The following is a 25,318-nucleotide window of genomic DNA, read 5'->3' as shown; positions in this document are numbered from 1 at the left end:
GATGTCCAAGTCATCGCCGGCAGCGGACACTACTCGGAATACGCGGGTACGCCGGCAAGATCGATTACCCATTTCGGCGAAGTCGGTTCGCCGTCGTAGAACTTCCACGACCAGCCCGCGGCAATCGCCCATCGGTGGATCCAGCTCGTGCCGAGCGCACCGGTGAATGTGTCCGCACGCTGGTAGGCCGGGTCACGCATGGCCTCGTCGAGGCTGACAAACCGATAGCCGCGTGCATGCAGTCGGGAGACAAAGTCGGCATAGGTGTCGGCATTGAGCGCGTTGGCGTGCAGCAGCATCACTTGCGGCAACGCATAACCGAGCAGCTTGGTCGAACGATGCTCGAAATAGTGGACCATCCGCAGCAGATAGGGGACGTATTGGGCGCGTAGTTTCGCTTGCATGGCGGTATCGCCGCTGTCGAGCGCCTTGGCGTACGCGGCGGCCCAGATCCAGTCGGAATCGGTGATCGTGACTGGTGCGATGCGATACCCGTGTCGAGTCAGGAACGTCTTGATCGCTGCCTTGTCCTGCAGGGTGCGTCCTGTACGCAGGTAGGGGTGGCGGAACCAGTGCGGCTGCAGGTCGCGTTTTGCCAGCAGCGGACGCAACACGGCGTCGCAGGCGAGGATGTCGTTCTCGAAGGCCTGCTTGCCGACCGCGTGCAGGTCGACATGCGTGGCGGTGTGATTACCCAGTTCCAGACCCGCATCGAGCCAGGCATCGAGCATGCCCACGCGGTCCGGCTGCGGTTGGCCGTGAACGAGCAGGCGCGCGGAATTGACGAATCCGATGGCGGGGGTGCCCGAGTTCTTGATCGCCTGCAGCAGGCGCGTGAATTCGGCGGCGATGCGCGGCGGCACGGTTCCGTGTGCCGGCAAGGGCGTATTCGAGTCGAGCGTGGCCCAGGGCAGGTCGTCGAAGGTGATGGCGATGCGGCGGTCCGGGGGCTTGGCGACCGTGGCGGTGGTCGCGGACTGCGCCATCGCGGCCGTGAATGGAAGCAGACAAGCGCAAGCCATGCAGGCACGTTGCAACAACCGCTTCATGATTTTCCCCTGTGTTCCAGGAGCGCTCCTTTGCGCAACCTGTGTTCGCGGATGGCGCGCACCACGCGAGCGGCACCGCCTTGTCCCGAAGCTCTTCGTTCAATGCACCGCTGGACAGCGATCGGCGCGGAACTCGCAGAAGCGGTAGCGCAGCTGTAAACCGATATTGGTGCCCTCGTAGTACCCCGATTGATTCAGGCGCTGGCTGTAGCCGATGCGGCCGACCAGCTGCCAATGCGTGAAGATGCCCAGAGTCAGTTCGGCGTTAGCGTCGATGGCGCGTTTCCAGGTGCGGAAGGTCTCGTCCTTCTGCCGACCGAGTGCCGCCGACAGGTACAGCCCGACTTCCTGACCGAATGGGATGTAGGTGGATGCCGTGGCCGCGAAACGGCGGTAGCGACTGGGGCTGTAATAGCCATTGTTGGTGTTGCGGGAATTGTGCTGCCCTTCCGCCTGCAGGCCGACATCGATCATTGCCCGCTCGCCGCGGTACACCGCGCGGGCATAGCTGGCCAGCACGGATGTGCGTTGGTTGTGGTCGGCGAAATCGTCGCCGGCGATGCGCGCATCGAAGCGGTCGCGCAGCGTCGGTGTCCAGTGCAGGTCGGCGGCAAGGCCATTGCGCATCAATGGCAGTGCGCGCGGCGAGGCATCGACGCGGTCCCGATCGAGCGTGATTGCATAGCGGAAGGCATCGCTGGCGCGTTGCGAAAGCTGCAGATGGCCGATCACCTTGCTGTTGCCACCGGAGCCGTTGTCGATCCGCGAATTGCCCAGCCACAGTTCCAGTGCGGTGTCGGGCGAAGGCGCGTAGCGCAGGCCGGTGCCGACACGATTTTCATTGACGTGGTTGTCGCCGATCAGCGGAGCGAACGGACCGCCGAATGCGGCCGAGTGCCTGCGGTGCGAGACGCTGGCCAGCAACCGCCAGCGGTCCGACAGCCAGAGCATGCTATCGAGCGTGGTGGTGCGTATTTCGATATCGTCCGAGTCGCTGTACACCGAGGGGGTCAGGCCGACCCAGGAAAACAGCGGCAGGCGCACGGCCTTCGCGAGGTCGATGGTGTCCCGGCTGTCCGGCTTGATCGACTGCACGGTAGCCAGTGCCGGCAGCGCCTGATGCGGCCATTCGCCCTGGCGAAGGATCAGCGCCTGGGTCCAGGCGTTGTCGTAGTCGGACGGGTCGGCGGCATAGAGCGGTGCGTTGAGCCCCAACGCGGCATCGCGGCGTTCGGCCCAGGCCATCACGCGAGCGCGCAATGCGGTGGCTTCCTCGTCATCGGGGCCGAATTGGGCGAGCGCGTCGTTTGCCTTTGCGTAGTCGCCCATCCAGGCGAGAAAGCGCGCACGGTCGAGTTGCGCGGCATGGTCGTTCGGGTGCTTGGCCAGGTAGGCGTCGATCAGGCGCAGCGCTTTGCCGGTGTGCCCGGCCCAGGATGCGTTCAGTGCCGGTTGGTAGGCGACGGCGTTCTGGGCGAAAGCCGGCTTCAGGGCAAGGGAGCAAGCAAGCGCGCAGGCGAACAGGCTGATCCGGCCCAGCGCCGAAGCGCGGGCCCATGCCCGGCGATGGGAGGTCATTTGCGCCATTTGCGGTTCCTCGTGATCCACAGGTGGACGGTGAACACGCCGATGGTGTACAGCTCGGCGACCATCAGGAAGTAGCGGAGCGGCGTGATCAAAAGGCCCTTGCCCATCGACTTGAGGCGACTGCCGCGCGAGACCACGCCGAGGATGAGCAGTGACAGCAGGACCTCCACCGCGACCGTGACCCACAGTGGTTCCCACCACTGCATCAGAAGCATGATGATGAGCGTGGTCGGGAAGCCGAGCTTCTCCACCGCGCCCATGAAGATCACCCAGCCGATCGGGCGGCCGTATTTCTTGGTGACGTCCTCGCCGAACGCCTGGCGGTAAGGTTCCTGGATCTTGCGCATCTCGCGGATGCGTTTCTGCTCGCTGGCCTTCTTCTCGTGCATCCGCTTGGCGAAACGGCGGAATGCCTTGAACGGACTGCGCATGAGACCGTCGAAGTAGAAGCAGCTCTGCAGGAACGAGGACGACCACAGGAACACCTGACGCGGCAAGCGCGTGGCTTCGGGCTCTTCCGAGCGCGCGACCACGTCGTTGAGCTGGATGTTGCGGTAGCCCTCGTTGTTCAGCGCGAAGCCGATGAAGATGTCCTCGGACGTGGTCAGGTCGTCGCCGAGCAGCGGTTCGTAGTGGTCGAACAGATTCTTGATGTACTTGCGACGGTAGGCCACGGCGCAGCCGACCGGGTTGGTGATGCCGCCGAAGAAGACCATCTGACCGTGGTACACGAAGCCTTGCAGGAAGCGGTACAGGCAGTCGCGGTACATGTTGGTCAGACCCCACCACATCAGGTGCATGCGGCCGCGTTTCTCCATCGGGTCGTGCCAGTCGCCGTCGGCGAGCAGGGGCGCGAATTCCGGGGTTTCGGCGAGTTTGCGGCGGTCGCTGAGGCGCATCGGCAGGATGGTGCCGCAGGCGCTGGCGATGCCCACGCCCTGGTACAGCTCCTGCACGCAGCGTTCGATGTAGGTGGTCGATTCCAGGAACGTGTCGCCGTCGAGGATGAACTCGACATCGGCGTCGAATTCGCGTGCCTGACGCTTGATGGTCGGCGTCTTGCCGATCGAGCTGGCCCGACGGATCACCGTGATCTTGAGGCCGAGCTTGACGGCGGACCGTTCGGCCAGGCCGGCGGTGTCGTCGCCGCTGCCGTCGTCGACCACGATGATGTGGCGTGGCTTCACCGTCTGCCGCGCGAGCGAGGCCAGGCAGTGCGGCAGGTTCTCGGTTTCGCGGTAGGCGGGAATGACCACGTCGATCACGGCGGTGCGCCAGTCCTCGGCCGGTGTCGGAATCGTCTTGTCCGGCCCGCGCAGCAGGCCGATGGCGCTCAGCAGCGCGTTAGGACTGATGACAAACCATGGAGCGGTGGCCATGACCGTTCTCCCTCGACTGTTGTTCGCGGCTCGTGCGGATCAGCTCGTCGAGCGTGTCCTCCAGGGTGTGTTCGTGCTCGAAGCCGGTCAGCTTGCGCAGGCGGTCGAGCACCGGGCGGCGACGGCGTATGTCCTCGAAATCCTCGCCGTAGGCGGTGACGTAGGGCACGTGCTGGATGATCGAGTCGCTGCCGGCGCGTTCGCGCACCAGCTCGGCGAGGTCGTTGACGGAGATCTCGCGGTCGTTGCCGACGTTGACCACCAGGCCTTCGGCGGTCGCCTTGGTGGCGAGCATGTCCAATGCGCGCGAGGTGTCGCGCACGTCGCAGAAGGAGCGCGTTTGCAGACCGTCGCCGTACACGGTGATCTCTTCGCCCTTGACGGCCTGTTCGACGAAGCGCGGCACTACCATGCCGTAGCGGCCGGTCTGGCGTGGGCCGGTGGTGTTGAACAGGCGTGCGATGACGGTCGGGATGTCGAATTTCTGCGCGTAGGAAAGCCCCAGCGCCTCGTCGGCGATCTTGCTGACCGAGTAGTTCCAGCGTGTGCCGGCGCGTGTGGACACCGACAGATCCATCTGTTCGTGCAGTTCGCTTTCCAGACGGTGGCCGTAGACCTCGGAACTGGACGCGATGACCACATGCGGCTTCCAACCGCTGGCGGTGACCGCACGCAGCAGACGCTCGCAGGCCGCGATGTTGGTGGCCAGCACGCGCGTCGGCTCGGCGATCACGCGGTACACGCCGACCACGGCGGCCAGGTGGTAGATGCGGTCGGCCCAGGCGGCCGCACGCTCGAGTCCATCCCACACCAGCATGTCGGCATGGTCGAAACGGAAATTGGGATAGCCCTCGAGGAGCTGGATGTTGGCGCGGTTGCCGGTCGACAGATCATCGACCACATGAACCTTGTCGCCTCGCGCCAGGTGACGTTGCGCGACATGCGAGCCGATGAAGCCCGCACCCCCTGTAATCAGCACATGCATATCCGACCCCTGTAGCCAACGCCGGCGATCCATGGCCGCAATGGTGCGGGAGTTCTCGCGCGGCGGGGGTCAATATGTACCATATTTGCGAATTCCTTCACAGAAAAAACGGTTGACGTTCCTGTCCTGCCTAAGTATTAGGCCGTTTTGCATAGCATAGCGTGTGGGCGCGGCGACCGCGTGCACGCATTCCGCAATTTGTGAAGGTTTTCAGGTGCCGCGGTGCTTGCCGCGCGCACCATGGAAGAGCGCGTGAATGCGTGCGAGATCGGCGTCCATGTCGCCGGTGGTGTGCTGCAGCGGACCCAGCGTGAAGGTCTTGCTGGGGAAGTCGATGAGCACCGGGAGAATCGGTACCTGCGCCGCATGCGCGATGCGCAGGAAGCCGGATTTCCATCGTTCCACGTGTTTGCGCGTGCCTTCGGGCGTGATACCCAGCCACATGCGCTCGCGACCGGCGAAGCGCTGCTGCATTTGCTCGACGACGCCGATCGCGGCCTTCCGGTCGATCGGGATCAGGCCGAAGCCGCGCAGGATCGGTCCCAGCGGACCGTCCATGACCTCGCGCTTGATCATGATGTTGATGTCCAGGCCGAGCGCGGATTTCATCAGTAGCCCCCACACGCCGTCCCAGTAGGACGAGTGCGGTGCGCCGATGATGACCAGCTTGGGCACGTTAGGCAGCGTGCCGGCCAGGCGCCAGCCGGCCATGCGCAGCAGCAGACGGCTCAGGCGCGAGCCGAGACCGCGGCGCGTGCGCGGCGCCTGCGGCGGCATTTCGGGCAGGATCGGTGAGCTCATTCGCGGCTCCAGTCGCGCGAACGCGCCTGCTTGATGCGTCCGCGTTGCTGCTTGGCTTGCAGGCGGCGTTCCTTGGAGGCGCGCGTCGGGCGTGTGGCGATGCGTTTCTTCGGCGCCTGCGTGGCGCTGCGCACCAGGCTGGCCAGACGCTCGCGCGCGTCCTCGCGGTTGCGTGCCTGGTCGCGGAAGCGGCGGGCCTGGATCACCACCATGCCGTCAGCGGTGATGCGGCGATCATGGCGGTGCAGCAGACGCGTGCGCACCGCCTCCGGGAGCGTCGGCGAATGCGCTGCATCGAAACGCAGCTCGACGGCGCTTTCCGTGCGGTTCACATGCTGCCCGCCCGGACCCGCCGCGCGCACGAAACGCTCGGTCAGTTCCGATTCGGGAATGGCGATGGAGCGGTTCACGCGAAGCATGCGGGCAGTGTAGCGGGGAAGGCGTTGCAGTTCGCCGACAGCCGCTCAGCGCCCTCGCGGCCAGCTGAGCACGAAGGCCAGTAGCCCGAGGCCGGCGGCGATACCGGGAATCCACGGTCCGTGCTGCGGCGCCAGCGACCAGACCAGCGCCGCGCTGAACACCAGCGTGGCGCCGATCAGGCCGCCCGCCAGCAGTCGGCGCGAGCGGCGCGCCTCGACGTGCAGGCGTTGCAGATCCTCGGAGGCGAAATGCACGCGCGTCTGCCCGGCCACGCTCTGCTCCAGCATTTCACGTGCCAGGTCGGGCATGCGCGGTGCCGCGTGCAGCCACTCCGGCAGACGGCGGCGCAGCGTGTGCAGCGCGCGGCGCGGACTGTAGCGCTCGCGAAGGATGCGCTTGAGCACCGGGTGCGCCACCGACCAGATGTCGATCTCCGGATCGAGCATGCGACCCACGCCCTCGATGTTGAGCAGGGTCTTCTGCAGCAGGATCAGCTGCGGCTGCAGGGTCAGTTCGAAACGGCGCGCGGTGTTGAACAGCTTGGCCACCACTTCGGCCAGCGAGATCTGCGAAAGTGGGCGTGTGAAGTACGGTTCGCACACCGTGCGCACGGCGGCTTCCAGTTCGTCCACGCGCACGTGGCGCGGCATCCAGCCCGCGGCCAGGTGCAGTTCGGCGATGCGCCGGTAGTCGCGTTCGAACAGGGCGATGAAGTTCTCCGCCAGCCAGTATTGGTCGGCTTCGGGCAGCGAGCCCATGATGCCGAAATCCAGCGCGATGAAACGCGGTTCGTGGCTGGAGATGTCGACCCAGATGTTGCCGGGGTGTGCGTCGGCGTGGAAGAAGTTGTCGCGGAACACCTGCTCGTAGAACAGGCGCACGCCCATCGCCGCCAGCGCGCGGCGATCGATGCCGGCGGCTTCGATGGCATCGACGTCGTCGGCCGGCACGCCATGCACGCGCTCCAGGGTTAGCACGCGGGCGCTGGAATGGTCCCAGTACACCACCGGCACCTTCAGTTCCGAGGAGTGCTCGAAGTTGCGGCCGAGCAGGCTGGCGTTGGCGCCCTCGCGTTGCAGGTCGAGTTCGTTCTCCAGCGTCTTCTCGATTTCGGCGACGACGTCCAGCGGCCGGATCTTGTCGGCGTTGGGGTGCCAGCGCTGCGCCAGTTCGCCGAGCGCGTGCAGCAGGTCGACGTCGCGGCGGATGCGCTGGTCGATGCCCGGGCGCAGTACCTTGACCACCACGCTGGTGCCGTCGTGCAGTTCCGCCGCGTGCACCTGGGCGATCGAGGCCGAGGCCAGCGGCTCCTCGTCAAATCGGGCGAAGCGTTCGGTGATCGGATGGCCCAGCGATGCTTCGACGATGGCGCGCGCTTCGGTGCCGGGGAACGGCGGTACCTGATCCTGCAAGGATGCCAGTTCGTCGGCGATGTCCTCGGGGATCAGGTCGCGGCGCGTGGACAGCACCTGTCCGGCCTTGACGAAGATCGGTCCCAGCTCGTTCATGGCCATGCGCAGGCGCGCGCCACGCGGCAGATCGCGCACGTCGGCACGGGCGCGCGGCAGTACCGCGCGGATCAGTTTCAGCGGGCGAAACAGGTGTGCGGCGTCGACCAGCTCGTCGAGGCGATACCGCAGCAGCACGCTGGCCACGCGCAGCAGCCGCGGGGCAAGACGGAGCGGCGTCATGCGTTCGGCTCCAGCGTGCGGGACAGGCGCTTCAGGCGCGCGTCGAGGCGCTCGGCGCGTTCGCGCAGGGCATCGACGTCGTCGAGGAAGTCATCCATTTCCGCGGGCGCGATGGCCAGGCGCGATTCCTCGCGCAGCCAGTCGGCGGAGTCTTCCACGGCGTGCTTCGCGCCACGGCGCAGATGCGTTACACCGCGTTGCAGGGTGCGCGCCAGTGGCACGCCGAGCATATCGCCGAAACGTTGCGCGAAGGCTTCTTCGACGTCCGGCGCATAGCCGCGCGCGAGCTTCTCGAGCTGGCGCGCGAGGCCGGCGTCGCCGGCAATCTCGACCTTGCCCGGCGCGATGCCGTCCTCGCCGCGCTGCGCCGCCATGGCCAGCAGACTGCCCGGACTGGCGGTCACGCGCAGTGCGGGTGCGGCGTCCGGGGTTTCCGGTGCGGGACCGACGCGCAGACGACCGTCCTCGACATGCACGGAGAGTGTCAGTTCCGGGCCGCGCATGTGCACGATCACGCGCCGTCCTTCCAGCGCGCACACGCGTTCGTGCGTCTCCGGATCGAGATCGACGGCGCGGTTCAGCGCGCTTTCCAGGGCGCGACCGGCGAGCTTGCGCATCGGTCGCGGCAGCAGCGGTGAGGCTTCGTTCATGCGCCGATTGTACCCGTTGCCGCGTGCTGTCCGCGTGGCGTCACGCCGCACCGGGAAAGCCGAGTTGCCGCCACGCTTCGAACACGGTCACAGCGACCGCATTCGAAAGGTTCAGGCTGCGGCTGTCGGCCTGCATCGGCAGCCGCAGGCGCTGGGCTTCGGGCAGGCGCTCGAGCACGTTGTCGGGCAGTCCGGCGGTCTCGCGTCCGAACAGCAGCGCATCGCCATCGGCGAACGCGGTGGTGTAGGGCGAGCGCGTGGCGCGCGTGGTCAGGGCGAAGACGCGCGGAGCGCGCAGCGCGTCGAGGCAGGCGTCGAGATCGTCGTGCACGCGCAGCGAGGCGTACTCGTGATAGTCGAGACCGGCGCGTCGCAGGCGCTTGTCGTCCAGTTCGAAACCGAGTGGACGGATCAAGTGCAGCGACGCACCGGTATTGGCGCATAGACGGATGACGTTGCCGGTGTTCGGCGGGATTTCTGGGCTGTGGAGGATGACGTGCAGCATCCATCCATTATCGCCGCCGTGGCAGCCCGCGTCAGTTGGCGCGGACGCACAGCACGCCGTCCGGCAGCAGCGGGCAGGCCAGCGGGGTGATCGCGCTGGCGTCGACCACGCGGGCCTGGTCGGAGGTCTGTCCTGCCACCTGGGATGCGACCGAGGTGCCGAACAGCATCGAGCCGACGGTGGCGGCGCACAACATCATGCACACGATGAACAGACCGCGTAACAGGAAGCTTTCGAATTTCATGAGTGTTCTCCATACAGCGAAGGGGGGAGTCCCTGCATGGATACACTCGCAAGTCGCGTGCCAAGCATGTAGTGATGTTCAAACTGCTGATTTCATGGTATTTGTCAGATTGCATGTCGCTGCATGCAAATGTCCGCGGACGGACAGATGCACGCGGTCGGACACTGCGGACGTCCGCGTCACCATCGTGAAATGCGCCGGACCGGCACGATGCGCGGCTTCGTCCATGCCATGAGTCATGGGGGGATGCGGTCGCTTTGAAAAGCCTCCGGAAAGGCTTTGCAATGGATTATGAAAACGTTTACAGTTGCGCCCGTCTATCAACCGAGGGGTGGGCGTACCGACATGTCGGTCACGATCAAAGACGTTGCGAAAGCGGCCAATGTATCCGTGGCATCCGTGTCGCGGGTCCTCAACGGACGCGACAATGTCAACGAGGAAACGCGCAAGCGCATCCTCGCCGCGGTGCGCCGTCTGCGCTACATGCCCAACGGCGCTGCGCGCAGTCTGATCACCCGTCGTACGCACACGCTCGGCGCGCTGCTGCCTGACCTGCACGGCGAGTTCTTCTCCGAGTTGATCCGCGGCATCGACATTGCGGCCCGCGCCCGCGGACTGCATCTGCTGGTGTCCAGTTCACACGGCGACGCCGACGAGGCTGCGGCCGCGCTGCGCACCATGCGCGGAAAGGTGGACGGCCTGCTGGTGATGTCGCCGTACGCCAATGCCGACTTCCTCGCCGACAACCTTCCGCCGGCCCTGCCCACCGTGCTCATCAACACGCCGCACACGCCGGAAAACTGCATGGCAATGAGCGTGGACAACCACGCCGGCGCGTACGCCATGGTCGAGCACCTGGCCTCGCTGGGCCATCGGCACATTGCATTCATCAGCGGCCCCGAAGACAACTTCGAGGCCCAGAACCGACTGCACGGCTATCGCGATGCGATGGCCGCGCTCCTGCCCGGAGTGCCCGTCCAGATTCTGGAGGGCGAGTTCACGGACAACTCAGGCTACCTGGCAGGACAGCATCTGCTGCAACTGGAGCAACGCCCCGATGCTGTATTCGCAGCCAACGACATGATGGCGATCGGCTGCCTGTCCGCCTTGCACGAAGCAGGATTGCGTGTCCCCGAGGACATCGCGCTGGCGGGCTTCGATGACATTCCGCTGGCGCGTTACATCACGCCGAAGTTGACCACGGTGCGCGTGCACATCGCCGAGCTGGGCGAACAGGCGCTGGCGCGTCTGGTGCAGGCCATCGAGGAACCCAACACGGACGCAGAGCGCGAGAAGACGCTTCAGTCCGAGCTGGTGCTGCGCGCGTCCAGCGGAACCGGCGCACACGAGACGCGGCGAAAGACCGCTCATGCAAGCAAAGTTTGAGGGAGACCCCACCATGCAACGTTCAAGCAAGTTCCAAGGCCGTTCCCAAGCGGCGACCATGCGCCTGAAGCGCCGGATGATCGCGAGCCTGATCGCCGCCTCCGTGGCGGCGTCGGTCGCTGCGCCGACTGCGGTCTGGGCGCAAAGCGTCAATGCCACTGTGCGCGGCGACGGTCCGCCGAACGCGACCGTGACGGCGTTCAACGTCGCCACCGGCACTACGCGTCGTACCCAGGTCAATGCGGACGGGCACTACGCGCTGGTGGGCCTGCCGCCGGGCACGTACCAGATCGACGCCGGTCCCGGCACGGGACGCACGCTGACCTTGTCGGTGGCCTCCACGACCTCGTTGAATTTCCCCAAGAACGGCGCGTCCAAGACGCCGAGCACGGCCAACGCCACCGAGCTGGGCGCGGTGCAGGTCAGTGCGATCAACCTGCCGGAAGTGAAGACGTCCGAAGTCGGCACGACCATCACCCAGCAGCAGATCCAGAGTCTGCCGCAGGCCTCGCGTAACTTCCTCGAATTCGCGGACATCGTGCCGGGCATGCAGTTCTCCGTCGCCGGCACGTCGAAGAATACCTCCCTGCAGGGCGGTGCGCAGAGCCCCAACGGCGTCAACGTCTACATCGACGGCATCAGCCAGAAGAGCTACGTGATGGGCGGCGGCATCGCCGGCCAGAACGCCAGCCAGGGCAACCCGTTCCCGCAGCTGGCCATCGGCGAGTACAAGGTCATCACCTCCAACTACAAGGCGGAGTACGACCAGGTGACCAGCGCCGCCGTGACCTCGGTGACCAAGTCCGGCACCAACGAGTTCCATGGTGAGGTCTTCAGCCGCTACACCAGCGACAAGTTCCGCGCGCGCACGCCGGCCGAGAACGCGAAGAACAAGAAGACGACGTCGCAGGAGAAGGAATACGGCGTGGCTGTCGGCGGTCCGATCATCAAGGACAAGATGCACTTCTTCTTCACTTATGAAGGCAAGCGCTTCAATTCGCCGACCGCCGTCACGCCGCCCGACACGACCGCGACCGCGGTGCAGTACCTGCCGGCTGACGTGCAGGCGCAGTTCGGCCCGGCCAACAACCCGTTCCAGGAGAACCTGTACTTCGGCAAGATCGACTGGGAGCCGACCGACCGCGATCGCTTCGAGCTGACCGCGCGCGTGCGCAAGGAGCACACCAACAGCGGCATCGGCAATGGCACCGCCGCCTCGGCGGGCGTGAACCAGATCAACGACGACAAGCGCTATGCCCTGAAGTGGGCGCACAGTGCGGACGCCTGGTACAACGAGATGACCGTCTCGCACCAGAGCACGTTCTTCCAGCCGACGCCGCTGAATCTGGGCAACGGCGCCATCTACACCTATGGCGACGCCAACAACGCGCAGATCATCGACACCGGCCCGGCTTCGCCGCTGGCGGCACAGAACAAGGGTCAGAAGGGCTGGACGTTCAAGGACGACCTGACGCTGAACGATCTGGAGTGGGCCGGCAACCACGTCGTGAAGATGGGCGTGACCTACCGCGACCTGACGCTGACGGCGGCCGACGCTTCCGACATCAACCCGCAGTACTACTACAACGTGACCTCGAGCGGCACGGACAGCCTGCCCTACAAGGCGTTCTTCACCAAGCCGGTCACCGGCCTGGGCAGCCTGGCTCCGGTCGTCACCACCAAGGACAAGCAGTACGGCGCGTACATCCAGGACGACTGGGACGTCACCGACAAGCTGCAGGTGAACCTCGGCATTCGCTGGGACTACGAGGACAATCCGTCGTACACCGGCTTCGTGACGCCGCCCAACGTGGTGGCCGCTTTGCAGGGCACCAACCCGTATGCCGTGGGCACGCCGTATGAAGGCGAGACCTATGCGCAGGCGCTGGCCCGCGGCGGCATCAACGTCAACGACTACATCAGCAACGGCCATCAGCGTTCCAACAAGAAGAACGAGTGGCAGCCGCGACTGGGCTTCTCGTACGACATGTTCGGTGACGAGGCGCACGTGTTTCATGGCGGCTGGGGTCGTTCCTACGACCGCAACCTGTACAACTATCTGCAGCTGGAGACCACCAAGTCCGCGCTGCCGCAGTTCACCGTGTACTTCCAGAACCCCAACAACGGGCAGTGTCTGAACAACGGTACGCCCTGCTACGCATGGGATCCGAGCTACGCCAGCCTGGCCGGGCTGCAGGCGCTGGTGCAGGCTGGTAACGGCGGCGAGGTTGATCTGCTCAACAACAATCTGAAGGTGCCCTACTCCGATCAGGCCAGCCTGGGCATGTCGAACAAGATCGGCGACTGGCAGACCGACGTCACCTTCACCCGCGTCCAGTACCACAACGGATTCGCGTTCATCCTGGGCAATCGTTATCCGAACGGCGACTTCTTCCAGAACCACAGTCAGCCCTGGGGTGACGGCGTGCCGGGCTTCGGCAGCCTGATCCTGGGCACGAACGGCATCGAGACCCGCAACAACGAGATTCTGGTCTCGGCGCAGAAGCCGTACACCAAGCAGTCCGGCTGGGGCGCGACGTTCGCCTACACGATGACCAACGCGCACCAGAACCGCAGCGTCACCGAGCACTACTCGTTCGACTACGCCACGATCCAGGACTATCCGTTCGTGACCTCCAATGCGGCGCCGAAACATCGCATCGTGGCCACCGGTACGTTCAGCGGTCCGTGGGGCATCGTGCTGGGCGCCAAGCTGACCCTGGCCACGCCCACGCCGCTCAACTCCAACGCCTGTTACTTCCCGAACGCACAGTTCCCGAATGGCGTCACGTTCGACAACGGCAGCTACTGCCACACCGTGGCTATCAAGCCGCAGGGCCAAGGTCGGTTCCTGGTCGGCGGCAAGATCTGGGGCTACCGCGACGTCGACTTCCAGGCGACCAAGAACTTCAATGTCGGTCACGGCGTGACGATGTACGCACGCTTCGACCTGATCAACGTGTTCAACTGGAAGAACCTGGTCGACACCCAGACCAACCTGACGGGCGGTCCGGGCAACGAGGCAGCGGTCTACAACACGTCAGGAAACATCCAGTACTACCCGCGCACCGTGAAGTTCGAGATCGGCGCACGGTTCTGATCGATCCCCCCGGCGGTGGGATGCGGCTCCCCGCCCATCCCACCGGCTTTTCCGGGCGGGCGACAAGCTGTAGGCAAGACGGCGGGTGTCCTCCGGGGCACCCGTGCGGCATGCTTTGAACCCATCGACACGTCGTGGCGACGTCTTTCATGAGCGACCGACACATCGAGAACATCGTGATCGTCGGCGGTGGCACAGCGGGCTGGATGGCCGCGGCGGCCTTCGCCAAGGTGCTGGGATCCCAGGTCTCGGTACGCCTGGTCGAATCCGAGGCCATCGGCACGGTCGGTGTCGGCGAAGCCACGGTGCCGCATCTGAAGCTGTTCAACGATCTGCTTGGCGTCGGTGACGTCGAGTTCGTGCGCAACACCTCGGGCACCTTCAAGCTCGGCATCCAGTTCAACGATTGGGGACGCCTCGGTGATTCCTATATCCATGGTTTCGGCAGTCTCGGTCACAAGGTCGGGCTGCTGCCGTTCCACCAGTACTGGATCAAGGCGCGCCAGAAGGGCATCGCCGCCGATCTCGGTGCGTATGCAATCCACACTGCTGCGGCGCCGCGCGGCAAGTTCATGACCTCGGCCCAGGATGCGCCGGCGCATTCGCCGCTGGCCGACATTCCCTATGCTTACCACTTCGATGCAGGCAGCTATGCCCGCTTCCTGCGCGGATACGCTGAAAAACGCGGCGTGCAGCGCACGGAGGGTCGCGTTGCCGAAGTGCGACAGCATGCGGAAAGCGGCTTCGTCGAATCGGTGGTGCTGGAAAGCGGCGAGACGATCGCCGGCGATCTGTTCATCGACTGCTCCGGCTTCCGCGGCCTGCTCATCGAGCAGACCCTGAAGACCGGCTACATCGACTACACGCATTGGCTGCCCTGCGATCGTGCCGTGGCCGTGGGCTGCGAGAGCGCCGGCGATCCGCCGCCGTTCACGCGCGCCACCGCGCGCAAGGCCGGCTGGCAGTGGCGCATTCCGCTGCAGCACCGTATCGGCAACGGCTACGTGTACGCGAGCCCGCATCTCAGCGATGACGAGGCGGCGGCCACCCTGCTGGCGCATCTCGACGGCAAGCCGCTGGGCGATCCCCGCGTGCTGCGTTTCGTGACCGGCATGCGGCGCAAGTTCTGGAACAAGAACGTGGTCGCGCTGGGTCTTTCCAGCGGTTTCATGGAGCCGCTGGAATCGACCTCCATCTTCCTCATCCAGTCGGGCATCGCGCGGCTGTTGAACCTGTTCCCGAGAGCCGGTTTCAGCCCGGTGCTGATCGACGAGTACAACGCCCAGGCGCAGTTCGAGTTCGAGCGCATCCGCGATTTCCTGATCTTGCACTACAAGCTGACCGAGCGCGACGACAGCGCGTTCTGGAACGACTGCCGGACGATGTCCATCCCCGACACGCTGCGGGAAAAGATCGAGCTGTTCCGCGACAGTGGCCGATTCTTCCGCACCGCCGAAGAGATGTTCGCCGAAGTCAGCTGGGTGCAGGTGATGATCGGTCAGGGCCTGATGCCGCGCAGCTACCACCCGCTGGTCGATCAGCTGCCTGAGGCCGACCTGCGCCAGCTCATGGACGGTGCGGCCAAGGTGATCGACAGCTGCGTCGGCCTGATGCCCCCACACCAGGCCTTCATCGACCGGCATTGCGCCGTGAAGGTCTAGTTTCCCCGCGGCGGCGGGTAGCACACGGACGGTCCGCCGACCTGCCGCATGATCCCCATCGACTTTCAGGACCCCGTTTTTTGATGATCAAGGCCCACCCCCTCCATTCCGTCGCGGCGCAGGCGCTGCTTGCCCTGTTCGTGCTGATCGTCGGCATCCCCTTCCCGGCCACGGCGGCCGCGGGCAAGGCCCCGCAGGCCGTGCCCGTGCACGCGCTGGCCGCGGCGAGTTCCCAGGCCCAGCTCGACGATCTCGAGCGCCGTACGTTCGAGTTCTTCTGGAAGACCACCAATCCCGGCAACGGCCTGGCGCCAGACCACTTCCCGCTGCGCGAGCAGCCGTTCGCCAGCATCGCGGCCGACGGGTTCGCGCTGACCGCCTACGGCATCGGCGTCGAGCGCGGCTACATCACGCGCGAGCAGGCCATCCAGCGCGTGCTGACCACGCTGAAGTTCTTCGCCAACGCGCCGCAGGGCGCGTCCGAGGATGACGACACCGGCTATCACGGTTTCTTCTATCACTTCCTCGACATGCGTACCGGTAAGCGCTACGGGCGCTGGGTGGAGCTGTCGACCGTCGACACCACGCTGCTGCTCGGCGGCGTGCTGTTCTGCCAGTCCTATTTCGATCGCGACACCGCGCAGGAGCGCGAGATCCGCAAGCTGGCCGACACCATCTACCGGCGCGTGGACTGGACCTGGGCGCAGGCGCGCCCGCCGCTGATCAGCATGGGCTGGACGCCGGGCGGCAAGTTCATTCCGCACGACTGGACCGGCTACGACGAAGGCATGCTGATCTACATCCTGGCGCTGGGTTCGCCGACGCATCCGGTGAAGCCGGACGCATGGAAAGCCTGGACCGACACCTACAGCCGCAGCTGGGGCACCTACCAGGGGCAGACCTATCTGGCCTTCGCGCCGTTGTTCGGTCATCAGTACAGCCATGCCTGGGTCGACTTCCGCGGCATCCAGGACGACTACATGCGCGGCAAGGGCATCGACTACTTCATCAACAGCCGCCGCGCCGCGCTGGCGCATCAGGCCTACGCCATCGCCAATCCGCACGGCTTCAAGGGCTACGGCAAGAACGTCTGGGGCCTGACCGCCAGCGACGGCCCGGGTCACTTCACCTGGGTGCACAACGGCGAGACCGTGCACTTCCGCGGCTACTCGGCGCGTGGCGCGGGCTTGTCCGGCAGCACCTTCGACGACGGCACCCTGGCGCCGACCGCGGCGCTGGGCTCGATCGCCTTCACGCCGAAGCGTTCGCTGGCCGTGCTGGACACGCTGCTGAAGCGCTACGGCAAGGCGATCTACCGTCAGTACGGTTTCGTCGACGCGTTCAATCCCAGCTTCGCGATCAAGGGCGCCAAGCCCAAGCATGGCGATTTGATCCCGGGCGCGGGATGGGTCGATGATGCCTACCTGGGTATCGATCAGGGACCGATTCTTCTGATGATCGAGAACTACCGGAGCGGATTCGTCTGGCGCGTCATGCGCAAGAACCCGTACATTCGGCGCGGTCTGCTCCGCGCCGGCTTCCGCGGCGGCTGGCTGGACAAGGCCGGGACCGCTCCCTAGGCCATGAAAGCCCGGCGCGCGCGCGGTTGGCATCGCACGGCCCTGCTGGCCGTCGCCCTGCTGCTGTGCGCGTGCCGTCACGACGCGCCGCCGTCGACGCAGACCGTGACTTTCTGGGCCATGGGACGCGAGGGCGAGAGCGTGCGCAAGCTGATGCCCGCGTTCGAGCGCGCGCATCCGGACATCCACGTGCGTGTCGAGATTCTGCCGTGGAAGGCCGCGCATCAGAAGCTGCTGACCGCGTTCGCCGGCGACGTCACGCCGGACCTGTGCCAGCTCGGCAACACCTGGGTGCCCGAGCTGGCCGCGCTGGGTGCGCTGCAGCCGCTGGGCGCGCGCGTGCGCGGTTCGAAGCGCATCGATCCGGGCGACTACTTCCCGGGCATCTGGGACACCAATCGCATCGACGGCACGCTGTACGGCGTGCCCTGGTATGTCGATACCCGGTTGCTGTTCTACCGCAAGGACCTGCTGGCCCGGGCCGGCTTCGACCATCCGCCGCGCAGCTGGAGCGAATGGGCGCGGCAGATGGCGGCGGTCAAGGCCATGGTTGGCCCCAAGCGCTACGCGGTGTTGCTGCCGCTGAACGAATTCGAGCAGCTCGAATCGCTGGGTCTGCAGCAGCCGCAGTCGATGTTGCGCGACGGCGGTCGCTACGGCAATTTCCAGTCGCCGGGCTTCAAGCGCGCCCTGCGGTTCTATGACGAGATTTTCCGCAAGGACTGGGCGCCGAAGGTGACCAACGCCGAGGTGTCCAATCCGTGGGCCGAGTTCGGTCGCGGCTATTTCACGTTCTACGTCTCGGGTCCGTGGAACATCGAGGAATTCAAGAACCGGTTGCCGGCCAGCCAGCAGGACGATTGGGCCACCGCGCCTCTGCCCGGCCCCGACGGTCCGGGTGCGTCGCTGGCCGGCGGCGCGTCGCTGGTGATCTTCCGGGCGTCCAAGCACAAGCAGGCGGCGTGGACGCTGATCGAGTACCTGTCGCGCCCGGACGTGCAGCGGAAGTTCTACCAGCTGGTCGGCGACATGCCGCCGCGGCGTTCGGCCTGGGACTATTCGGCGCTGGCCGACGACCCGCATGCACGCGCCTTCCGTGTGCAGTTGGAACGCGCGCGCCCGGTGCCGAAGGTGCCCGAGTGGGAGCGCATCGCGGCGCAATTGGCGCTGGTCGAGGAGCGCATGGCGCACGGCCGCCTCAGCGTGGATCAGGCGGCACGGACGCTGGACGAACGCGCCGACGCGATCCTGGCCAAGCGCCGCTGGGTGCTGGCGCATGGGCGTTCGCCGCAGCGGGAGCCTTCGCCGTGAAGCCGCGGCGCATGGCCGCCTGGGTATTCCTGGCGCCGGCGCTGCTGGTGCTGGGCGCATTCTTCGTGCTGCCCGTGCTGGGTGGTTTCGCCCTGAGCCTGACCGACTTCGATCCCTATGCGCTGGCCCATCTGCACAACCTGCGCTTCATCGGGCTGGGCAACTATCTGGCGTTGCTGCAGCGGCCGGAGTTCTGGTCGGCGCTGGGCAACACGCTGTACTTCGTGCTGGTCGGTGTGCCGCTGTCGATGGCGGCGTCGCTGGGCGCCGCGTTGCTGCTCAATCATCGCCTGACGCGCTGGAGCGGATTCTTTCGCACCGCGCTGTTCGCTCCGGTGGTGACCACGCTGGTGGCCGCGGCGGTGGTGTGGCGCTATGTGTTCAACACCCGCTTTGGGCTGGTCAACGGCCTGCTTTCCGGACTGGGGCTGGACCCGGTCGACTGGCTGGGCGATCCGCGCTGGGCGATGCCGACGCTGATTCTGTTCGCGGTGTGGAAGAACCTCGGCTACAACATGATCCTGTTCCTGGCCGGTCTGCAGGCGATTCCGCCCCAGCTGTACGAGGCGGCGCGCATCGATGGCGCATCGGCGCCGCGCACGTTCTGGCACGTCACTCTGCCGATGCTCGGACCGACCACGCTGATGGTCGGCATTCTCACGCTGTCCGGCTATTTCCAGATGTTCACCGAGCCGTATGTCATCACCGAAGGCGGACCGCTGCAGAGCACCGTCAGCGTGCTGTACCTGATGTACGAGGACGGCTTCAAATGGTGGAACCTGGGCATGGCCTCGGCCGTGGCCTTCATGCTGTTCGTGTTGATGTTCGCGATCACCAGCGGCCTGCTGCTGTTCGCGCGGCGACGGGGGCACGCATGAGCCGCCGTCTTGCCAGCGCCTGTGTCAACGGCGCGCTGATTGGCATGACGCTGGTGGCGCTGTTTCCGCTGCTGTGGATGCTGTCGGTGTCGTTCATGCAGCCGGGCGCGGCCAGCACGCTGCCGCCGCCGCTGCTGCCTTCGCATCCGACCCTGGCGAACTACCGCGCCCTGTTCGCGCAGGCCGGCATGGGCCAGTACTTCCTCAACAGCCTGCTGATCGCGGGGTCGGTGACGCTGGTCTCGCTGGTGTTCAATCTGATGGCCGGCTACGCCTTCGCCAAGCTGCGCTTCGCCGGTCGCGAGCGGCTGTTCCAGGCGCTGATCGGCGGGCTGGTGATTCCGGCGCAGGTGGCGATGATGCCGCTGTTCCTGCTGCTGAAGTCGATGGGGCTGGTCGACACCTACCTGGGCGTGATGGCGCCGATGCTGGTGACCATCTTCGGCATCTTCCTGGTGCGCCAGTACGCACGCTCAATCCCGGATGAGCTGCTGGAAGCCGCGCGCATCGACGGCGCCGGTGAGGGCCGCATCTTCGTGCAGGTGGTGCTGCCGCTGCTCAAACCCATCGTGGTGACGCTGGCGGTGTTCACCTTCCTCGCCAGCTGGAATGACTTCATGTGGCCGTTGATCGTGCTCGCCAGCCAGCAGCACTACACCCTGCCCGTCGCCCTGGCCGCACTGTCACGCGAGCACGCGCAGGACAGCGAACAGATGATGGCCGGCGCGGTGGTGACCATGTTGCCGGTGCTGGCGCTGTTCCTGATGATGCAGCGGCATTATCTGCAGGGACTGTTGTTGGGCAGCGTGAAGGGCTGAACATCATCCGGCAATGCGGGTTTCGCCCATGAGCTACATCCGGATGACTGTGGACAAGCCGTGCGTGTGCAGTCATGGCAGCGCCGGCGTTTCAAAGACCGGAACCTCGTTCCTTGTAAGGGAAGGACTACGTCAGTCGGGGTATCTCTCCGGCTGACGTATGAGCGGCGTTCTCATAAGGTGGCCTGATAATCATTGCGCAATGCGCTGCGGTAGGTTTCAGGGGGATATCAGGATGACAAAGGACCGGAAATGGGCACGCGCGTGCCTGTTGAGTTTTTTCTTGTTCGTCGTTGTGGCGCCTTCGTGGGGGGCTACGGGTACAGCCGCTCCGGAAGACGAATACAAACAGTTGATCCGCGTCGACCAGGATATTCATCCTCTCGGCGCGCACCCTTTCGGCGAGAACATCGGTCTCTATGACGGCTCGCTGTCATTCCGGCAGGTCGACGTCAGTCTCAGCGGTACCGGTCCGCTGCTGCAACTGGCGCGTGAGTTCCACATCCGGGGCCGCTACGGGTTGAACACGAGCGGGCAGGACGGATCCTTCGGCGATTGGGATCTGTCGCTTCCGCGATTGCAGACGCTTTCGATCAAGCGGGGGTTTGCAAACGACTCTCAGGGCAATGTGGTGACTGTCCGAGGCTGGGACGTGAGCACCCCGAATGGCAGTGATTTCACCAAGCGCTGTTCTCACTTCAACAGTCCGCCCATCGTGGTCATGCAGAGTGGCGACCCGGCGTTGATGCCTTGGGAGCCAGGCTCGTGGTGGAAGGGGTATCACCTCATCATTCCCGGTCATGGGTCGCAGGATCTGCTTTCCAATAACGGAACCTATAGCAGCAAGACCACCTATCCGGTCGTCACCAAGGACCACTGGCGCTTCCAGTGCCTGAGCAGCGTTGCCAATCCCAGTACGAACCCGGATACGAACGGCGACGGACAGGTCAACACCGACGACCTGCCTTACCCCACGGGCGAGGGTTTTCTGGGTATCGCTCCCGACGGCACGAAATACTGGTTCAACGAGCTTGTCTACAAAGATGCCGATGGCATGTCGCGGCCGCTGTATTCCGATCCGGTGGTATCTGCGGATCCCGAAAAGAGGCTGTGGAAACGGGCGAGCAAGACGCTGGAATCGATACTGTCGCTCGCGTCGGGTTCGTCCCGGGCCGAAGCCACCACTACATCGGATGGCATCTATCGATCTGAAGCCGTGCTCCTGGTCACGAAGATCGAGGATCGATTCGGCAATACGCTGACGTACAACTATGACAGTGCCGGCCATCTGACCGACATCACGGCGAGCGATGGTCGCAAGTTGACCTTGCAGTACGACTCCTCGAATCCGGACCGGATCGTGAGCGTCACGGCGCAGCCTTCGTCTGGGAGTCCGAGGGTCTGGACGTACACGTACGGCACAGGGTTGACTCGCGTCACTCTGCCTGATGGCAGTCATTGGCAATACGATCTCTCCGCGCTGGATTCGGCGTACATGGCGAAAGGAGACTCCTCGAGTTGCGAAGCCTTGGGCTACGACTCAACACAGGCTTCCAGCACGGGAAGCATTACGCATCCGTCGGGCTTGACCGGCACGTTCACGGTCAAGCCCATGCGCCACGGGCAGTGGAACGGCGCGGCAAGTTGCCTGGACATGCAGAACGGGCTTTCCGATACCCCGGGCAGTCACGTCACCATTCCTTACGGTTGGTACGGTTTCACGATCACCAGCCGGACGGTGTCGGGTGCTGGTGTGCCCTCGGCCACGTGGCACTACACCTATCAAGCTGCAAATCAGACCTGGAGCAATCACAGCTGCACGGGCAGCTGCAGCCCGACGACCTGGACGGACGTCGAGCGGCCTGATGGCAGCACGGTTCGCCGTACGTTCGACAACAGTTTCGCCAGCGCCACGGAAAGCAAGCTTCTGCGCACCGATCATTATGCGGGCGGCGTGAGCGGGACGCCGGTCCGTTCAGAGGTCAGCGCGTATGCATCTCCGGACACCTCTCCGTTCCCGAGCAGCGTGGGCGGGGTGCTGCAGGGTGATGTCAATTACGATCAGATCACCAGCTATACGCCTCTGCAGCGTCGCGACATTATCCAGAATGGCGACACGTATACCTGGACGGCCGAGGCATACAACGCCTATGCGCAGGTCACGAAGGAGAAACGCTCTAACTCGATCGCCGGCCAATCCTCGGATGAACGACAGACTTCGTACTACAACGACACGAATCTGTGGGTACTTGGTTTGCCCTTGCAGATCGACGATCTGAGTACGGGAGAAACGATCAGCAGAAATGTCTACGACACCAGCAACGACACGCTGAAGTCGCGCTATCGCTTCGGCCAGAAGGTGATGGACTACACCTTCAACAGCGCCGGTCAGCTCGCCTCGTTCACCGATGGCGACGGCAACACCACGAGCCTCAGCGACTACAAGCGCGGCATCCCGCAGCAGATCGATTATGCCGATGGCACCACACAGAGTTTATCGGTGGACGACTTTGGTCAGATCGGCTCGATCACGGATCAGGCGGGTCACACCACCAGCTATGCCTACGATGACGTGGGCCGTGTGACCCGGATCGATTATCCGTCGGGCGGCAGTGTGGCCTGGGCGCCCAAGACATTCACCTACAGCTACATCACCAGCGCCGAACGAGGCATCGGTGCCGACCATTGGCGGCGCACGGTGCAGACCGGAAGCGCCCAGCAGGTCACCTGGTTCGACGCCGAATTGCGTCCGGTGCTGAGCGAGAGCTACGACAGTGCGTCCAGCGCGCCACATACAAGCAGTGCCATCGCCTACGATTGGCGTGGACTGAAGACGTTCGTTTCGTATCCCGCCGCGGGGAGCCCCAGTGTTTCGGCTTTCGTCAGCGGCACGCATAACACCTACGATGCGTTAGGCCGTGTCACCCAGGTGGTTCAGGATGCGGAGTCCACCTACGGCACGCTGACTTCGACGACCGCATACCTGAGCGGCGCACGCAAGCAGGTGACCGATCCGGAAGGGCACGTCACCACGACCAGCTATCAGGTGTTCGACCAGCCGACCTACGATGCGGTGACCAAGGTCCAGGCTCCGGAGAGCATTACCCAGACCATCGCCCGGAATCTGTACGGGGATCCCACCGAGATCACCCAGTCCGGCGGCGGCAATTCGGTCAGCAAGTACCTCTATTACGACGCATACCATCGTCTGTGCCGCACCACCGAGCCCGAATCGGGCAGCACCGTGGTCGATTACGACGCGGCCGGAAACATCGCCTGGAGTGCGGCGGGACAGGCCATTACCGGCACCGATTGTGGCCGCACGCAGGTCGCGGCCGGCGACAAGACCGTGCGCAGCTACGACGCCATGAACCGGGTGCTGAGCATCGACTATCCGGCGGGCACCGAGGACACGGTCTACACCTATGATGACCTGGGCAACGTGCACACGGCGGTCAGCGGCATCGCCACGTGGACCTATGCGTACAACAACCGGAATGTGCTCAAGAGCGAGACACTGGGTGTGGACGGTTACAGCTGGCCGCTGTCCTACAGTCACGATGCCAATGGCAGTCTCAAGCGCATCACCTACCCCGACGGGAAGGTCCTCGACTATGCCCCGGACGCGCTCGGACGTCCGAGCAAGGCAGGAGCCCAGGCGACGAGCGTGAGCTACCTGCCGGATGGCAGCGTCGAGAGCTTCACGCTGGGGAACGGGGCGCAGTACCTGGCGCAGAAGAACGGCCGTCATCTGCTGAGCAATCTGACCTATGCAAAGAGTGGCGGTGCGCTGGTGTACAGCCAGGACATGGCGTACGACAAGAACGCGAACCTGACCGCGACTACGGATCTGGTATCTGGAGGCACGCGTACAAAGTCGTTCGGTTATGACGCGCTCAATCGATTGACCAGCGCCGAGGCAGGTGATGCCAGCATGTGGGGTATCGAGACGTATACCTACGACGCGCTCAACAACATCCGGAGCATGAGCAATGACCGTAGTGGCGTGACGAATACCTACCACTACGACGCCAACAACCTGTTGACCGACATCACCACGGCTTCGGGCACGCTGCACAGCTACGCCTACGATGCACAGGGCAACACCACCACGCGTGATGGTGACACGCTGGTATTCGACAAGGCGAACCGTCTCATGCAAGTCGTGGGCAAGGACACCTATGCCTACGACGCGTCCGGACGGCGGGTGAAGAAGACGCCGGATGGTGGCACTGCCACATACTACGCTTACAGCAGCGCCGGGCAGTTGATGTGGGAGTACGACCAGGCGACTCAGCAGAACACGGATTACGTCTACCTGGGCAAGAAGATGCTGGCCAAGGTGCAGCGCAGTCCGGGCGACCCACTGCTCAACCCGCCCTCGATCAGCTTCGATGCCAATCCGAACGACGGCAATTACACCGTGAACTGGACCGGTGAAACCGGCGTGAGCTACGACTTGCAGGAAAAAGTCGGCAGCGGAAGCTGGAGCACGGTCTATAGCGGCTCGAATCAGAGCAAGTCTTTCAGCGGCAGGACTGGAGGCAGCTACTATTACCGGGCGCGCGAGTGCGGAGATGAGTGTGGAGATTGGAGCGATCCGTCGCTGCTCGGCGTGAGTCCTCAGCAACCCACCGTCACGGTCCCGGGTACATTGCAGTCCGGCGCGTTCACGGTGAGTTGGTCGAAGCCGGCCGGGACGAGCACGTTCGACGTCGAGGAACAGATCAACGGGGGAAGTTGGACGCGGATTGTCGACCACGTCGATCAGACGTCGATCAGTCGTCCGGCGACGGCCAACGGCAGCTATGTGTACCGCGTGGAGGCCAACAGCACTTACGGAACGCGTGGCTGGAAGACCTCGGATACGGTCACGGTGCTGCATCCGCCGAGCACGGCGCCGACGGTGACGGTGCCGGCGATCAGCGGCACGGGCGACTACACCGCCAGTTGGAACAGTGTCAGCACGGCGGACAGCTACAACCTGCAGCAGCAGGTCGACGGTGGAAGCTGGAGCACGGTCTACAGCGGCAGTGCAATGAGCACGCCATTGACCGGAGGGGTCAACCGTTCCACCTATGGCTATCGGGCTCAGGCCTGTAATGCCAGCGGGTGCGGTCCCTGGGGTTCCGTGTCCTCGGTGGAGGTGGTTTATCCGCCCAATGCGCCGCCGAATGTGCAAGTCGTCGTGCAGGGCTCCTCGAAGATCACGTACGAAAAAGCGGAATGGGATGCGGTCAACTATGCGGACCGTTACGAGGTCAAGATCGATA

Annotated in this window: 18 protein-coding genes; 8 read left to right on the top strand and 10 right to left on the bottom strand. The window is 64.7% G+C overall.

The features are described from left to right. Positions 1-29: 29 nt before the first annotated feature. The 10 genes from HF690_RS13655 to HF690_RS13610 form a co-directional block, all read right to left on the bottom strand. Positions 30-1,049 carry a polysaccharide deacetylase family protein gene (locus HF690_RS13655; protein WP_168609839.1) on the bottom strand — a complete coding sequence of 340 codons (1,020 nt, stop codon included), beginning with the start codon at positions 1,047-1,049 and terminating at the stop codon, positions 30-32. 99 nt (positions 1,050-1,148) lie between these two features. Next, positions 1,149-2,636, bottom strand: coding sequence for a hypothetical protein (locus HF690_RS13650; RefSeq protein ID WP_168609838.1), 1,488 nt, complete (start codon positions 2,634-2,636; stop codon positions 1,149-1,151). Beyond that, positions 2,624-4,015: a glycosyltransferase gene (locus tag HF690_RS13645; RefSeq protein WP_168609837.1), complete on the bottom strand. Its 1,392-nt coding sequence runs from the start codon at positions 4,013-4,015 to the stop codon at positions 2,624-2,626. The genes HF690_RS13650 and HF690_RS13645 overlap by 13 nt, the downstream gene beginning before the upstream one ends. Beyond that, positions 3,981-5,000 (bottom strand): NAD-dependent epimerase/dehydratase family protein, encoded by a 1,020-nt coding sequence (locus HF690_RS13640; protein WP_168609836.1) that lies wholly within the window; start codon positions 4,998-5,000, stop codon positions 3,981-3,983. Before HF690_RS13640 ends, HF690_RS13645 begins: the two co-directional genes overlap by 35 nt. 210 nt (positions 5,001-5,210) lie before the next feature. Continuing rightward, positions 5,211-5,801: a 1-acyl-sn-glycerol-3-phosphate acyltransferase gene (locus HF690_RS13635; protein ID WP_193568515.1), complete on the bottom strand. Its 591-nt coding sequence runs from the start codon at positions 5,799-5,801 to the stop codon at positions 5,211-5,213. Continuing rightward, the gene (gene arfB, locus HF690_RS13630; protein ID WP_168609835.1) at positions 5,798-6,220 is read right to left on the bottom strand and encodes an alternative ribosome rescue aminoacyl-tRNA hydrolase ArfB; all 423 of its coding nucleotides are present in this window, start codon (positions 6,218-6,220) and stop codon (positions 5,798-5,800) included. Before arfB ends, HF690_RS13635 begins: the two co-directional genes overlap by 4 nt. Positions 6,221-6,265: 45 nt before the next feature. After that, complete coding sequence (ubiB, locus tag HF690_RS13625; RefSeq protein ID WP_168609834.1) at positions 6,266-7,912, bottom strand: ubiquinone biosynthesis regulatory protein kinase UbiB; 1,647 nt, start codon at positions 7,910-7,912, stop codon at positions 6,266-6,268. Then, the gene (locus HF690_RS13620; protein ID WP_168609833.1) at positions 7,909-8,562 is read right to left on the bottom strand and encodes a ubiquinone biosynthesis accessory factor UbiJ; all 654 of its coding nucleotides are present in this window, start codon (positions 8,560-8,562) and stop codon (positions 7,909-7,911) included. Before HF690_RS13620 ends, ubiB begins: the two co-directional genes overlap by 4 nt. A 40-nt stretch (positions 8,563-8,602) precedes the next feature. Continuing rightward, positions 8,603-9,067 carry a tRNA (uridine(34)/cytosine(34)/5-carboxymethylaminomethyluridine(34)-2'-O)-methyltransferase TrmL gene (trmL, locus tag HF690_RS13615; protein WP_168609832.1) on the bottom strand — a complete coding sequence of 155 codons (465 nt, stop codon included), beginning with the start codon at positions 9,065-9,067 and terminating at the stop codon, positions 8,603-8,605. A 31-nt stretch (positions 9,068-9,098) separates the two neighbouring features. Beyond that, positions 9,099-9,311: a hypothetical protein gene (locus HF690_RS13610; protein ID WP_168609831.1), complete on the bottom strand. Its 213-nt coding sequence runs from the start codon at positions 9,309-9,311 to the stop codon at positions 9,099-9,101. A gap of 345 nt (positions 9,312-9,656) precedes the next feature. On the opposite strand from HF690_RS13610, the gene HF690_RS13605 reads away from it, so the two are divergent. The 8 genes from HF690_RS13605 to HF690_RS13570 form a co-directional block, all read left to right on the top strand. After that, positions 9,657-10,697, top strand: coding sequence for a LacI family DNA-binding transcriptional regulator (locus HF690_RS13605; RefSeq protein WP_168609830.1), 1,041 nt, complete (start codon positions 9,657-9,659; stop codon positions 10,695-10,697). A 58-nt stretch (positions 10,698-10,755) separates the two neighbouring features. Then, positions 10,756-13,797, top strand: a complete 3,042-nt coding sequence (locus tag HF690_RS13600) for a TonB-dependent receptor (protein WP_168609946.1) — start codon at positions 10,756-10,758, stop codon at positions 13,795-13,797. 149 nt (positions 13,798-13,946) lie between these two features. Continuing rightward, complete coding sequence (locus HF690_RS13595; RefSeq protein WP_168609829.1) at positions 13,947-15,458, top strand: tryptophan halogenase family protein; 1,512 nt, start codon at positions 13,947-13,949, stop codon at positions 15,456-15,458. Positions 15,459-15,541: 83 nt separating this feature from the next. Beyond that, positions 15,542-17,038: a glucoamylase family protein gene (locus HF690_RS13590; RefSeq protein ID WP_168609828.1), complete on the top strand. Its 1,497-nt coding sequence runs from the start codon at positions 15,542-15,544 to the stop codon at positions 17,036-17,038. A gap of 3 nt (positions 17,039-17,041) precedes the next feature. Further along, the gene (locus HF690_RS13585; RefSeq protein ID WP_168609827.1) at positions 17,042-18,349 is read left to right on the top strand and encodes a sugar ABC transporter substrate-binding protein; all 1,308 of its coding nucleotides are present in this window, start codon (positions 17,042-17,044) and stop codon (positions 18,347-18,349) included. Then, a complete protein-coding gene (locus tag HF690_RS13580) occupies positions 18,346-19,227 on the top strand; it encodes a carbohydrate ABC transporter permease (protein ID WP_338042925.1) in 882 nt (293 codons plus the stop codon). The genes HF690_RS13585 and HF690_RS13580 overlap by 4 nt, the downstream gene beginning before the upstream one ends. Continuing rightward, on the top strand, positions 19,224-20,045 hold the full coding sequence (locus HF690_RS13575) for a carbohydrate ABC transporter permease (RefSeq protein WP_113065557.1): 822 nt from the start codon (positions 19,224-19,226) through the stop codon (positions 20,043-20,045). Before HF690_RS13580 ends, HF690_RS13575 begins: the two co-directional genes overlap by 4 nt. Positions 20,046-20,397: 352 nt before the next feature. Continuing rightward, positions 20,398-25,318: RHS repeat protein (locus HF690_RS13570; protein WP_168609825.1), on the top strand; the 4,921-nt coding region annotated here is incomplete at its 3' end.

Origin of the sequence: Oleiagrimonas citrea, from assembly GCF_012395255.1 — a bacterium.
GTDB lineage: Bacteria > Pseudomonadota > Gammaproteobacteria > Xanthomonadales > Rhodanobacteraceae > Oleiagrimonas > Oleiagrimonas citrea.
The sequence above is the reverse complement of the archived record's forward strand: the minus strand, read 5'-3'. Positions and strand labels throughout refer to the sequence as shown.

Coding starts and splice junctions, on each gene's coding strand:
- HF690_RS13645 (WP_168609837.1), bottom strand. CDS start 4,015: ATGGCCACCGCTCCATGGTTTGTCATCAGTCCTAACGCGCTGCTGAGC.
- arfB (WP_168609835.1), bottom strand. CDS start 6,220: ATGCTTCGCGTGAACCGCTCCATCGCCATTCCCGAATCGGAACTGACC.
- ubiB (WP_168609834.1), bottom strand. CDS start 7,912: ATGACGCCGCTCCGTCTTGCCCCGCGGCTGCTGCGCGTGGCCAGCGTG.
- HF690_RS13655 (WP_168609839.1), bottom strand. CDS start 1,049: ATGAAGCGGTTGTTGCAACGTGCCTGCATGGCTTGCGCTTGTCTGCTT.
- HF690_RS13635 (WP_193568515.1), bottom strand. CDS start 5,801: ATGAGCTCACCGATCCTGCCCGAAATGCCGCCGCAGGCGCCGCGCACG.
- HF690_RS13640 (WP_168609836.1), bottom strand. CDS start 5,000: ATGCATGTGCTGATTACAGGGGGTGCGGGCTTCATCGGCTCGCATGTC.
- HF690_RS13595 (WP_168609829.1), top strand. CDS start 13,947: ATGAGCGACCGACACATCGAGAACATCGTGATCGTCGGCGGTGGCACA.
- HF690_RS13605 (WP_168609830.1), top strand. CDS start 9,657: ATGTCGGTCACGATCAAAGACGTTGCGAAAGCGGCCAATGTATCCGTG.
- trmL (WP_168609832.1), bottom strand. CDS start 9,067: ATGCTGCACGTCATCCTCCACAGCCCAGAAATCCCGCCGAACACCGGC.
- HF690_RS13620 (WP_168609833.1), bottom strand. CDS start 8,562: ATGAACGAAGCCTCACCGCTGCTGCCGCGACCGATGCGCAAGCTCGCC.
- HF690_RS13575 (WP_113065557.1), top strand. CDS start 19,224: ATGAGCCGCCGTCTTGCCAGCGCCTGTGTCAACGGCGCGCTGATTGGC.
- HF690_RS13600 (WP_168609946.1), top strand. CDS start 10,756: ATGCGCCTGAAGCGCCGGATGATCGCGAGCCTGATCGCCGCCTCCGTG.
- HF690_RS13610 (WP_168609831.1), bottom strand. CDS start 9,311: ATGAAATTCGAAAGCTTCCTGTTACGCGGTCTGTTCATCGTGTGCATG.
- HF690_RS13585 (WP_168609827.1), top strand. CDS start 17,042: ATGAAAGCCCGGCGCGCGCGCGGTTGGCATCGCACGGCCCTGCTGGCC.
- HF690_RS13590 (WP_168609828.1), top strand. CDS start 15,542: ATGATCAAGGCCCACCCCCTCCATTCCGTCGCGGCGCAGGCGCTGCTT.
- HF690_RS13650 (WP_168609838.1), bottom strand. CDS start 2,636: ATGGCGCAAATGACCTCCCATCGCCGGGCATGGGCCCGCGCTTCGGCG.